Annotated in this window: 6 protein-coding genes; 3 read left to right on the top strand and 3 right to left on the bottom strand. The window is 70.7% G+C overall.

Annotated features, from left to right (window positions below):
- A partial coding sequence (locus GX015_RS00670) for a multicopper oxidase domain-containing protein (protein ID WP_291342023.1) occupies positions 1–2,108 on the top strand: 2,108 nt, incomplete at its 5' end.
- A gap of 294 nt (positions 2,109–2,402) precedes the next feature.
- Here the strand turns inward: GX015_RS00670 and GX015_RS00665 are convergent.
- From GX015_RS00665 to gltB, 3 genes are all read right to left on the bottom strand, one after another.
- On the bottom strand, positions 2,403–2,723 hold the full coding sequence (locus tag GX015_RS00665) for a heavy metal-binding domain-containing protein (protein WP_291342022.1): 321 nt from the start codon (positions 2,721–2,723) through the stop codon (positions 2,403–2,405).
- Between the two features lie 79 nt (positions 2,724–2,802).
- On the bottom strand, positions 2,803–4,365 hold the full coding sequence (locus tag GX015_RS00660; protein ID WP_291342020.1) for a glutamate synthase subunit beta: 1,563 nt from the start codon (positions 4,363–4,365) through the stop codon (positions 2,803–2,805).
- Positions 4,358–9,016, bottom strand: coding sequence for a glutamate synthase large subunit (gltB, locus tag GX015_RS00655; RefSeq protein ID WP_291342018.1), 4,659 nt, complete (start codon positions 9,014–9,016; stop codon positions 4,358–4,360). The genes GX015_RS00660 and gltB overlap by 8 nt, the downstream gene beginning before the upstream one ends.
- Before the next feature lie 347 nt (positions 9,017–9,363).
- Between gltB and GX015_RS00650 the strand changes: the two genes are divergently transcribed.
- Complete coding sequence (locus tag GX015_RS00650) at positions 9,364–10,317, top strand: DUF1524 domain-containing protein (RefSeq protein ID WP_291342015.1); 954 nt, start codon at positions 9,364–9,366, stop codon at positions 10,315–10,317.
- Positions 10,318–10,469: 152 nt separating this feature from the next.
- Positions 10,470–12,671: an acyl-CoA dehydrogenase family protein gene (locus GX015_RS00645; RefSeq protein ID WP_291342013.1), complete on the top strand. Its 2,202-nt coding sequence runs from the start codon at positions 10,470–10,472 to the stop codon at positions 12,669–12,671.
- Positions 12,672–13,021: the final 350 nt, after the last annotated feature.

Below are 13,021 nucleotides of genomic sequence, written 5' to 3'. Positions count from 1 at the left end.
CGGCGCTGTGGCGCACCCGGATGTCGCCACTGTCGCACCCGGCGGTCTCGCTCGCGGTGCAGCTGGCCGGCATCACGGTCACAGCCGTCGGCGGGCTGGTCTCCTGGCCATGGGCGGCGTCGGCCGGACTGGGGTTGGTGGCACTGGGCTGGATCATCGCCGCGGTGCCGTGGGCGCACAACGTCCTCGTCGTGGCGAAGGATCCCCGCGACCGGCTGTCCTACCCCGCGTTGTCCGTGGCCGCGGCGGTGGCGTGGCTGATCGGCACGCTCATCGTCGCCGCCGCGCAGGCGAGCGGAGACGCGTTCGTCATGTCCTCGCTGACCCTGCCGCTGATCATGGGCTTCGCCGCCCAGCTGCTCATCGGCGTGATGAGCTGGCTGCTGCCCTCCACCATCGGCGGCGGTGCCCGCGCCCTCGGCGCCGGACTGGCGGAGATGGACCGGGCCGGGGCGTTTCGCTGGACGATCATCAACGTCGGCCTGATCCTGTGGCTGCTGCCCTTTTCGTCGTGGCTGAAGGTCGTGCTCTCTTTCCTGGTCGGCGCCGCCTACGTCGCCTACCTGCCGCTGGTCGTCCGCGCCGCCAAGGCTCAGGTCGCGGTGCTGAAGTCCCGCAAGGCCGGCACCATCGACGTCACCCGCAAGGTCGGGACGCCGGTTGGCACGCCGACCGCCGATTCCCGGCGACTCGGAATGCAGACCACCGCGGCGCTGGCCGTGCTCGCGCTGGTCACCACCGTCGGCGTGGCGCTGACCGGAGGCACCGGCGGACTGGGCGCCGGCGGCGCGGGCGGGACAGCGCAGGCCGCCGACGTCACCCCGACGGGCGACACCGTCGAGGTCACCGTCACCGCCCGCGACATGACCTACGAGCCGAACGTCATCGAGGCCAACCCCGGCGACCGTCTGGTAATCACCCTGGTCAACGCCGACGAACAGGTCCACGATCTGCGCCTGGCCACCGGCCAGGACACCGGCCGCGTCGCCCCCGGGGAGTCGGCGACCATCGAGCTGCCCGTCGTGCCCGGCGACGTCGACGGCTGGTGCACCATCGCCGGCCACCGGCAGATGGGCATGACGCTGACCGTCGACGCCGGCGGCCCCGCGGCCGGTTCCGATGGCGCTGGTGCAGGTGCAGGCGCAGGTACCGCAGGTTCAGATGCCGCCACCAACGCCACCGGATCCGGCCATGCGGGCCACGCGAGCCACGGCTCCGGCACCGCGTCCGATCACGCGACCCCCGGCGCCCTCGGTGAAGTCGGCGAAACCCCCGGCCCGGACTCCCCCACCATCACCCCGATCCTCGACGCCGCACCCGACACCGACGTCCACGAGCTGACGCTGCGCGCCAGCGAGTTCACCGGCTACGCCGCACCCGGCATCGAACAAGAACACTGGGTCTTCAACGGTGCCCCGCTCGGCCCGACGCTGAGGGGCAAGGTCGGGGACGAGTTCGTCGTCACGCTGATCAACGACGGAACCATGAGCCACTCCGTGGACTTCCACGCGGGCATGGTCTCCCCCGACGAGCCGATGCGCGACATCGCCCCCGGCGAATCGCTGGTCTACCGATTCCGCGCCGAGCACGCCGGCATTTGGCTGTACCACTGCGCGACCATGCCCATGAGCCACCACATCGCCGCCGGCATGCACGGCGCGGTCATCATCGATCCGCCGAACCTGCCGCCCGTCGACCACGAGGTGCTGCTGGTCCAGTCCGAGGCCTACTGGGGCGACGCCGGCCCCGACACCGACAAGGTCATGGCCGAGGACCCCGACGCGTACCGCTTCAACGGCTACCCCGACCAGTACATCGCCCACCCCATCCGCATCCGCGCCGGCGAGACCGTGCGCTTCTGGGTGCTCGTCGCCGGCCCGAACAAGGGCACCAGCTTCCACGTCGTGGGCACGCAGTTCCACCGCATGTACAAGGAAGGGTCACTGCTGCTTGACGACGGCGCCGGCGGAGGCCAAGCGCTCTCCCTGTCGGCGGCGCAGGGCGGCTACGCCGAGGCGCGGTTCCCCGAGCCGGGCACGTACACCTTCGTCGACCACCAAATGGTGCACGCGGAGATGGGCGCGCGCGGCCACGTCATCGTGGAGTAGCGGCCGGGCGCGGGGCGCGGGCGGATTCCAGGCGTCGCAAAGCAAAAGGCCCGGACCCCAGAGCCCGGGGTCCGGGAACCGGAGCCCAGAGCCAGGCATCTCGGAACCGTTAGTGCCGGAGTCCTCCAATGTATGTTCCAAGCCACACTCTGACCTGCGCCTTTGCCGAGCCTCTCTGAGGTCTGGAGGATCCGAGCACTAACTCGATCAGCGGCGCGGCGCCCGCAGCCAATCCACGAGCGCCGAACAGCGCGAACACCCGCCAGCGCCGGCCAGCACGGCGGGACGCGAAGGCTACGCCAGCGTCACAGCGGTGCCCGAGGCGGTGACCATGAGCATGCCGTTGTCGGCGCCGAGAACCTCGTAGTCGATGTCGACGCCGACGACGGCGTCCGCGCCGAGCGCCTGGGCGCGCTCGTAGAGCTCCGCCAGGGCGGTCTCGCGGGTGTTGCCGAGCTCCTTCTCGTACGCCTCGGCGCGGCCGCCGATGAGATTGCGGAAGCCCGCGCCGATGTCCTTGAACATGTTCACACCCGAGATCGCCTCCGAGGAGACGATGCGGATGTACTGGGCGATCTCGCGGCCCTCGATGGTGGGGGTGGTGGTCATGATCATGGCGCCGAGGATACGCCCGCGGAGGCCGCCGCGCCCGGGTGAATCCGGTGCACGGCGGCCCTTCTGCCAGCCGTTATTGCTACACGCCCAGCGGCATGTCCGTCGGCTCGACGGCGCGGGGCAGGTTCGACTCGCCCATGAGGTGGCGGTCGACGGCCTCGGCGCAGGCGCGGCCCTCGGCGATCGCCCACACGATGAGGCTGGCGCCGCGGCCGTTGTCGCCGGCGACGAACACGGGGCCGGTGAACGAGCCGTCGTACAGCGCATCCGGCTCGAGCGTCGCCCGGTAATCGTCGTCGCGGACCATGCGGCCGCGATCGTCGACGGTGACGCCCAGCTCCGCGACGATCCCGCCTCGCTCCGGGCCGGTGAAGCCCAGGGCGATGAGCACCAGATCGGCGTCGATGTCGAAGTCGGTGCCCTTCATGGGCACGCGGCGGCCCTCGACCACGGCGACCTCGTTGGCGGAGATGCCGGTGACCCGGCCGTCCTCGCCGTGGAAGGACACGGTGTTGGCGTTGAACACGCGCTTGCCCAGCGTCTCGCCGGACACGCGGGCGTCCAGGCCCAGCGCCGCGGTGGCCTCCGACGGCTCGGAGCCGGTGATGACGTACTCGCCTTCCTCATGCGCCGTGGCCACGCGCCACACCAGCGGGTACATCGGCCACGGGGTCGACGCCGCACGCGAGCGCGGGGCACGCGGGCGGATGTCGAACTGGGTCACCGACGCCGCGCCCTGGCGCAGGGCTGTGCCGAAGCAGTCGATGCCGGTGTCGCCGCCGCCGATGACCACGACCTTCTTGCCCTTGGCGTCGATCTCCGGGGTCAGCTCCTCCCCCGCGGCCTCCGCCGCAGCGACGCGGTTGGCGTGGGGCAGGTACTCCATCGCCTGGTGGATGCCGTCGAGGTCGCGGCCGTCGACGGGCAGGTCGCGGGCCAGCGTCGCGCCGGTGGCCAGCACCACCGCGTCGAAATCGGCCAGGTCGGCGGCGGACGGCGAGATGTTGCAGCGGAACTCGGTGCCCTCCGCCTCCATCTGCTCCAGACGGCGGTCCAGGTAGCGGGCCTCCATCTTGTAGTCCGGCACGCCGTAGCGCATCAGGCCGCCGGGCTTGTCGTCGCGCTCGAAGACGGTCACCGCGTGCCCGGCGCGGGTGAGCTGCTGGGCGGCGGCCAGCCCCGCGGGACCCGAACCGATGATCGCGACGGACTGGCCGGTGTCGAAGCTGGCCGGGATCGGCTGGACCCAGCCTTCCTCGAAGCCGCGTTCGGCGATGGCCAGCTCGACGTCCTTGATGGTCACGGCGTCGTCGTTGATGGCCAGCACGCAGCCACCCTCGCACGGGGCGGGGCAGACGCGGCCGGTGAACTCGGGGAAGTTGTTGGTCGCGTGCAGGCGGTCGAACGCCTCGCGCCACCGGTCCTGGCGCACCAGGTCGTTCCACTCCGGGATGATGTTGCCCAGCGGGCAGGCGGAGTGGCAGAACGGCACGCCGCAGTCCATGCAGCGCGACGCCTGCTTCTCGATGTGCCCGGGGGCGGGGTGCTCGTGGACTTCCTTCCAGTCCATCAGCCGCAGCGGAACGGGGCGGTGGGCCGGCTCCTCGCGGCGGTGCTTCATGAATCCCTTGGGATCAGCCATTGTTCACTGCCTCCATGATCGCTTCGTTGACGTCCAGGTTGTCGGCCTCGGCGCGCGCGACGACGTCGAGCACGCGGGCGTAGTCGCGGGGCATGACCTTCACCATCGCCGCGGGGTCGACGTCGATGGTGGAGCCGGTCAGCTCGCGGTGGCGGGCGATGACGCCGGTGAGCCATTCGACGTCGTCGGCGTCGGGGGTCTGCAGGTCGACGAGTTCGGGGTTGATGCGGGCGGCCAGCGCGTCGGCACCGTCGGCCGTGCCGTTGCCGCCGTCGGCGCGGAGGAACGCGATGCCGCCGCTCATGCCGGCGCCGAAGTTGCGGCCGACGGGGCCGAGGACGACCACGCGCCCGCCGGTCATGTACTCGCAGCCGTGGTTGCCGATGCCCTCGACCACCGCGGTCGCACCGGAGTTGCGCACGCAGAACCGCTCGCCGACGGTGCCGCGGATGAAGATCTCGCCGCTGGTGGCGCCGAAGCCGATGACGTTGCCCGCAATGGTGTCGGTGGCCGCGTCTGCGGTGGGCGGGGCGGAACGCGATGGCTTGACGACGATCCGGCCTCCGGAGAGTCCCTTGCCCACGAAGTCGTTGGCGTCGCCCTCGAGGACCAGCTCGACTCCGGAGGGCACGAAGGCGCCGAAGGAGTTGCCGGCGGAGCCGGTGAGGTCCACGGTGAGCGAGCCGTCGGCAAGCCCCTTGGCGCCGGTGGCGCGCGTGACCTCGTGGCCCAGGCGCGTGCCCACGGACCGGTCCACGTTGGAGATCGGGTAGCTGAGCTTCAGCGGGCCGGCGGATCCGGCGGCGCCGCGGCGGGCGGCCATCAGCAGCGCCGAGGAATCGGCGATGATCTGCTGGTCGAGCGTGCCCTCCAGGCCGTGCTCCTGGGACTTCGTGCAGCGCGGGTCCTGCTCCATCCACGGGCTCTCGGCGGCGTGGAGAATGCGGTCGAGGTTGAGCTTCGCCGCGCGCGGCAGGTCCTTCAGGTCGGAGCGGGGGCGCAGGCAGTCGACGCGGCCGACGGCCTCGTCGATGGAGCGGAAGCCCAGTTCCGCGAGGTATTCGCGGATCTCCTCGGCGATGAACGTGAAGAAGTTGACCACGTGCTCGGCGCGGCCGGTGTACTTCTTGCGCAGCTCCGGGTTCTGCGTGGCGATGCCGACCGGGCAGGTGTCCAGGTGGCAGACGCGCATCATGACGCAGCCCTCGACCACCAGCGGCGCGGTGGCGAAACCGTACTCCTCGGCGCCGAGCAGCATGGCCACCATGACGTCGCGGCCGGTCTTGAGCTGGCCGTCGCACTGCACGCGGATGCGGTCGCGCAGGCCGTTGAGCATCAGCGTCTGCTGCGTCTCGGCCAGGCCCAGCTCCCACGGGCCGCCGGCGTGCTTGAGGCTGGTCAGCGGCGAGGCACCGGTGCCACCGTCGTGGCCGGAGATGAGCACCACGTCGGCGTGGGCCTTGGACACGCCCGCCGCGACGGTGCCGACGCCGAGCTCGGAGACGAGCTTGACGTGGATGCGCGCGTTCGGGTTCGCGTTCTTCAGGTCGAAGATCAGCTGCGCCAGGTCCTCGATCGAGTAGATGTCGTGGTGCGGCGGCGGCGAGATCAGGCCGACGCCCGGGGTGGTGATGCGCACCTCGGCCACCCAGGGGTAGACCTTCGACGGCGGCAGCTGGCCGCCCTCGCCGGGCTTGGCGCCCTGGGCCATCTTGATCTGGATGTCGGTGCAGTTGGACAGGTAGTGGCTGGTCACGCCGAAGCGGCCCGAGGCGACCTGCTTGATCGCGCTGCGGCGCCAATCGCCGTTGGGCTCGCGGGAGAAGCGCTTCGGGTCCTCGCCGCCCTCGCCGGAGTTCGACATGGCGCCGAGGCGGTTCATGGCGATGGCCAACGTCTCGTGGGCTTCGGCGGAGATGGAGCCGTAGCTCATGGCACCCGTCGAAAAGCGCTTGACGATGCTCGACACCGGCTCGACCTCGTCGATCGGCACCGGCGGGAGGTCCGAGGTCATCTCGAACAGGCCGCGCAAGGTGGCCAGCCGCTTGGTCTGGTCGTCGACCTTGCGCGTGTAGTCGCGGAACACCGCGTACTGGCCGGTGCGGGTGGCGTGCTGGAGCGTGAAGATCGTCTCCGGGTTGAACAGGTGGTACTCGCCCTCGCGGCGCCACTTGTACTCGCCGCCGAGGTCCAGGTCGCGGTGCGCCTGCTCCTCGGGGCGCGGCAGGAAGGCGCTGCGGTGGCGGGCCTCCACGTCGGCGGCGACCTCGTCCAGGCCGACGCCCTCCAGCGGGGAGGTCGCGCCGGTGAAGTACTCGTCCAGGAACTCCTGCGACAGGCCGATGACGTCGGCCAGCTGCGCGCCGCGGTAGGACTGCACCGTGGCGATGCCCATCTTCGACATCACCTTGAGCACGCCGCCGGCGGCCGCGCGGCAGTAGTTCGAGCAGGCCTCGTCCAGGTCGAGCGTGCCCAGCTGGTTCTTCATGCGCAGCTCGTCGATGGTCTCGAACGCCATGTACGGGTTGATGGCGTCGGCGCCGAAGCTGATCAGCATGGCCATGTGGTGGACCTCGCGGGCGTCGCCGGCCTCGACGATCAACGAGGCGCGGGAGCGTGTCTGGTCGGCCACCAGGTGGTGGTGGACCGCAGAGGTCAGCAGCAGCGACGGGATCGGCGCGTAACGCTCGTCGGACTCGCGGTCGGACAGCACGATGAGGGACTTGCCGCGGTCGATGGCCTCGGAGACCTCGCGGCGCACGCGGCGGATGCCGTTGCGCAGGCCGCGGCCGCCCTGGGCCACCGGGTACAGGCCGGAGATGACCGCCGAGTCGAACCGGGCGAACTTGTCGTCCTCGTGGGCGCCGACCAGGGTGACGAACTCGTGGTTGTCCAGGATCGGGTGCTCCAGGCGAATGCGCCGGGCGGCGTCGGCCGTGGGGTTGAGCACGTCGGCCTCCGCCCCGAGCAGCGTGTGCATGCTGGTGACGGACTTCTCGCGGATGGAGTCCAGCGGCGGGTTGGTCACCTGCGCGAAGCGCTGGGCGAAGTAATCGAAGAGCATCCGCGGGCGGTTGGACAGCGCCGCGATGGGCGTGTCGGAGCCCATGGAGCCCAGGGCCTCGGCACCGGTCATGGCCATCGGGCGGATGATCAGATCGACGTCTTCCTCGGTGATGCCGAAGACGCGCTGGCGCAGCACCGCGCGGCGGTGCGGCATGTACTTGTAGCGCTTCTGCGGCAACTCGGAGGTGGTGACCAGGCCGTCCTCGACCCACTCGCGGTACGGGCCGGTCGCCGCCAGCCGCGACTTGATCTCGGCGTCGTCGATGATGCGGCCCTCGGCGGTGTCCACCAGGAACATGTGGCCGGGGCGCACGCGGGTGCGCTGGACGATGTGCTCCGGCGCGATGTCCAGCACGCCGGCCTCCGACGCCATGACCACCAGGCCCTCGTCGGTGACCCAGATGCGCCCGGGGCGCAGGCCGTTGCGGTCGAGGGTGGCGCCGATGACGGTGCCGTCGGTGAACGCCACCGCCGCCGGGCCGTCCCACGGCTCCATCAGGCAGGAGTGGTACTCGTAGAACGCGCGGACGTCCGGGTCCAGGTCGTCGTCGTGCTCCCAGGCCTGCGGGATCATCATCATGACGGCGTGCGGCAGGCTGCGGCCGCCCAGGTGCATCAGCTCCAGGGCCTCGTCGAAGCGCGCGGTGTCGGATCCGTCGGGGTCGCACACCGGCAGGACGCGGTCGATGTTGCCCAGCTCGTCGGAGCGGATCAGGGCCTCGCGGGCGCGCATCCAGTTCTCGTTGCCGCGCACGGTGTTGATCTCGCCGTTGTGCGCGACCATCCGGTACGGGTGGGCCAGCGGCCACGAGGGGAACGTGTTCGTCGAAAAGCGGGAATGCACGATGGCCAGCGCCGACGTCAGCTCCGGGCGGCGCAGGTCCGCGTAGAAGCCGGCCAGCTGCGGGGTGGTCAGCATGCCCTTGTAGACGATCGTGCGGCTCGACAGCGACGGGAAGTACACGGTGTCGCCGCCGGCGCCCTGGCCGGCGCCGCGGGAACCGAGCTCGCGCTCGCAGCGCTTGCGCACGAACCACACCTTGCGGTCCAGGTCGATGCCGGTCAGCGCGCGGCCGTCGCGGCCCTTCGCCGAGACGAACAGCTGGCGGAACACCGGCATCGCGTCGCGGGCCATGGAGCCCAGGGCCGAGTCGTCGACGGGCACGTCGCGCCAGGTGATCAGGTCGACGCCCTCTTCGGCGCAGATGTCCTCCACCGCGCGGATGGCGTCCAGGGTGGCCATGCGCGCCTGCGGCAGGAAGGCGATGCCGGTGGCGTACGCGCCGGGCTCCGGCAGCAGCACCCCGGCGTGGGACAGTTCGGTGCGGTAGAACGCGTCGGGGATCTGCATGAGAATGCCCGCGCCGTCGCCGGTGTTCTTCTCCGCGCCGGCGGCGCCGCGGTGGTCGATGTTGACCAGCGCCTGGATGGCCTTGTCCACGATGTCGCGGCTGGGGCGGCCGTGGATGTCGGCGACGAACGCGACGCCGCAGGCGTCATGTTCGCGGGAGGGGTCGTAAAGGCCCTGGCGCGCCGGGCCGCCGGCCAGTCGGTGGCCGTCGTTCGGGCTCGTGGCGATGGTCATTGCCGGTCCCTTTCGTTCGCTGTCGCCCTCGCGGGCGTCATGGGTGTTCGTGTCGCGCGTGCCGGCCCGGGGTCCCGGGGCCCGCTCGTGCGTGGCTTCTGACTGCAGCTTCGGTGGTCGGGGCCGTAATGACATAACTTTGGCCGCGCCATTTCCGCAGGTCGCCATGCGACTGTGACATGGGGCACATTCGCGCCGGGGCCTGATTACCGCCGGGCAATCGCCGTTTAACTCCCCCGAAACAATCCGGGGGTGCCGCCGGACCCCGCTTCCCCCCTTCGAACACGCGGGCCAATTCGCCGGGGCCCGTCGCCGGCGCGGTCCGCCCGGTGTCCTATGGTCGCCGCATGTCGTCGCGCATCCGCCCTCTCACCCGCCCGCGCCGCCTGGCCGCCGCAGTGCTCGCGGCGGGCGCGGCCCTGTCGGGTTGCGCGGTCCTCGACGGCGATGGCTTGACGACGTCGCCGTCCGGCACATTCGGCGCCCCCGCAGATTCCGCCTCCGATTCTTCTGCCCCGTTCCCCGCCGAATCACTCACCGAATCTCCCGCCGATGACGCATCCCGGCCGTCACCCTCCCTTCCCGGGCCCCCCGCCGCACACGACGAAGGGGCCGCCGATGGGGGCGCCGGCCCGTCGCAAAGCATTCCGCCGCACGATGCGGAAGGACCGCTCGGCGACATCCGGGCGCAGCTGGCGGCCCTCGAGGTGAAGGGTCGCGCGCCGAAAACCGGGTACGACCGCGATCTTTTCGGGCAACGCTGGTCCGACGACGTGCCCGTGGCGCTCGGGCACAACGGCTGCGACACCCGCAACGACATCCTGCGCCGCGACCTGGTCGACGTGGCGATCAAGCCGAACACCAACGACTGCGTCGCACTGGCCGGCACGCTCCACGACCCGTTCACGGGTACGGTCATCCCCTTCCAGCGCGGATCGGCGACGTCGAGCGCGGTGCAGATCGACCACGTGGTGGCCATGTCGGACGCCTGGCAGAAGGGCGCGCAGGGTCTCGACGACGAGGCGCGGCGGGCCTTCGCCAACGACCCGCTCAACCTGCTCGCCGTCGACGGGCCATCCAACCAGCGCAAGGGCGACGGCGATGCCGCGACGTGGCTGCCGCCGAACTCCGCGTTCCGCTGCCAGTACGTCGCGCGGCAGATCACCGTGAAGCACCGCTACGGACTGTGGGTGACGCCGGCCGAGCGCGAGGCGCTGGACCGCTGGTTGGGCACGTGCGGGCCGGTGGATGACGCGGCGCTGGCCGCGCTCGTCGAGGGTGCGGTGGCGGAGCGGCGGTAGTGCGGTCTCGGCGCTCGCGCCTGCACCTCCGCGCGCCCCACGCCTCCACCTTCGGCGCAATTTTCGGTCCCGCGCGACCCGGTCACCCCCGCACGGTGGTGATGTTCTTGAATTAGAGTCATCTGCATCACAGTCGCCGGTAACGTGGGGTCATGGACTCCACTGACGACGCCATCCGATCCCCGCAGCACGGCGACGACGTCGCCATGAAGAACACCGAGCGGGCCGAAGACATCGACAAGGTCGCCGCCGCGGCCGCCCCCGACGGCACCGAGCCCGAGGGCTCGAACTCCGGCTCGGGCTCCGGCCGCGACAAGAAGGACAAGCCCGAGACCGTGGGCAAGGGCCCGGCGAAGCTGCCGACCACCGCGGATCCCGCCGTGGCGAAGGACCTGCAGAAGCTCCTCGACGGCAAGTACGCGGAAGATCGCGAGCGTGTGCGCGCCACGCTCGACGACGAATTCTTCCGCCCCCAGGTCGGCCTGCCCCTCGACGAGGCCCGCGACGCCATCCTCGCCCGCCTGGAACGGCTCCGCGACACGGGCATGCCCAAGGGCGTGTTCAGCGCCGCCCACGGCGGCACCGGCGAAATCGGCGCGACCCTGACCGGCATGGAAATGGTCGGCCACGCCGACCTCGGAGTGATGGTGAAGTCGGGCGTGCAGTGGGGGCTGTTCGGCGGCGCCGTCGAGGCGCTCGGCAGCGACCGCCACACGCACCTGGTGCCGCAGATCATCAACCTGGATCTGCTCGGCTGCTTCGCCATGACCGAGCGCGGCCACGGCTCCGACGTGCAGAACCTGGAGACCACCGCGACGTACGACCCGGAGACCGACGAGTTCATCGTCCACTCCCCCAGCCCCTCGGCGCAGAAGACGTACATCGGCAACGCCGCCCGCCACGGCCGCATGGCGGCGGTGTTCGCGCAGCTGCACACCCCGGGCAGCGCCACCGACGCCAACCACGACCCGGCCGAATCCCACGGCGTGCACTGCGTCCTGGTCCCCATCCGCGACGAGGACGGCAACCCGATGCCGGGGGTGACCATCGGCGACCATGGGTACAAGGGAGGCCTGCCGGGCGTCGACAACGGCACGATCCTGTTCGACAACGTCCGCGTCCCCCGCGAAAACCTGCTCAACCGCTTCGGCGACGTCGACGAGCGGGGCAATTATTCCTCGCCGATCGAGTCGCGTAACCGCCGCTTCTTCACCATGCTGGGCACGCTGATCCGCGGCCGCGTCTCCGTCGGCGCCGCGGCCGGCGCGGCGACCCGTTCCTCGCTGACCATCGCCCTGCGCTACGCCACCCGCCGCCGCCAGTTCGAGGGCGTGCCCGGCAACGAGAAGCGCCTGATCGAGCACCGCTCCCACCGCCTGCGCCTGCTGCCGCGACTGGCCCGCTCCTACGCGCTGGCGCTGCTGCAGAACCAGATCATCGAGCGCCTCGACGAGCAGGACAGCCTCATCGCCGCCGGCGAATGGAACGTCGCCGAGCCGACCGACGAGCAGCAGTGGAAGCAGCGCGAGATGGAGTCCCGCGCCGCCGCCGTCAAGGTCGCCGCCACCCGCCACGCCACCGACACCATCCAGGAGTGCCGCGAGGCCTGCGGCGGCGCCGGTTACATGTCGGAGAACCTGCTGACCATCCACAAGGACGACTCCGACGTGTTCACCACGTTCGAGGGCGACAACACCGTCCTGATCCAGATGGTGGGCAAGGAGCTGATCACCGCCTACGCCCGCGGTCTGTCCGACCTCGATCCGATGGGCATGCTGCGCTTCGGCGTGGAGAACGTCGGCGACATCCTCCGCCGCCGCACGCCGCTGGCCCGGTCGGTGCAGACGCTCATCGACAGCGTCACCGACCGCGAGGAGACCGACATCTTCGACGCCGGTTACCAGGTCCAGTTGTTCGAGGACCGCGAGTCGAACCTGCTCAAGTCGCTGGCCCGCCGCCTCAGCGGCGCCAAGAAGATGGACATCGAGGACGCCGTCGCCGCCGTCGATTCGGCGCAGGACCACCTCATCGCCTGCGGCTGGGCGCGCGTCGACGCGATGCTGCTGGAAGCGCTGGTCGAGGCCGAGGCCTCGCTTGACGACGGATCGCCCGCCAAGGACGTGTTCGTCCAGATCCGCACGCTGTTCGCCTTGTCCACCATCAACGCCCACTCGGGTTGGTACCAGGAGCAGAACGTGCTCAACGGCCTGCGCACCAAGGCGGTGCGCGCGGCGATCAACGATCTGGTCGATTCGCTGGGCCCGTGGGCCGACGTCCTCGTCGACGCCTTCGCCATCCCGGAGGCACTGGTGTCGGTGCCGATGCTCGACGACGCCGGCGTCGACCCCCGCTAGGCAATTGGGGGCGTCGCCCGGTCAATCCCCGGTCGCCCCCCGGCCATTCCCGGCCGGGCCCCGGAACTCCGGGGCGCCGCCATCGCCCCAGCGCTCCCCCGCGCAGCGCCGCTGCACGGGGGACGTCGCCGTCGTAAAGCAAAGGGCACGGCGACGGTTTGGGCGGCCGAATATTTTCGGGAACGGTCCCCTCGCGGCCCGGGGGTGGGCTACGCTGCAACTCACGTGACGATTGGGGCCAGAGTGACTTCAAGCGCACCCTAATCGCGCCTGTTCCGTGACCAGGGCGTAACATTCCAGCCCATAAATCAGATGAACCCCCTAGCAGATGTGCGACGCGCCACTTTTTG

This window comes from Corynebacterium sp., assembly GCF_012837295.1.
Taxonomy (GTDB): domain Bacteria; phylum Actinomycetota; class Actinomycetes; order Mycobacteriales; family Mycobacteriaceae; genus Corynebacterium.
The sequence above is the reverse complement of the archived record's forward strand: the minus strand, read 5'-3'. Positions and strand labels throughout refer to the sequence as shown.

Coding starts and splice junctions, on each gene's coding strand:
- GX015_RS00665 (WP_291342022.1), bottom strand. CDS start 2,723: ATGATCATGACCACCACCCCCACCATCGAGGGCCGCGAGATCGCCCAG.
- gltB (WP_291342018.1), bottom strand. CDS start 9,016: ATGACCATCGCCACGAGCCCGAACGACGGCCACCGACTGGCCGGCGGC.
- GX015_RS00650 (WP_291342015.1), top strand. CDS start 9,364: ATGTCGTCGCGCATCCGCCCTCTCACCCGCCCGCGCCGCCTGGCCGCC.
- GX015_RS00645 (WP_291342013.1), top strand. CDS start 10,470: ATGGACTCCACTGACGACGCCATCCGATCCCCGCAGCACGGCGACGAC.
- GX015_RS00660 (WP_291342020.1), bottom strand. CDS start 4,365: ATGGCTGATCCCAAGGGATTCATGAAGCACCGCCGCGAGGAGCCGGCC.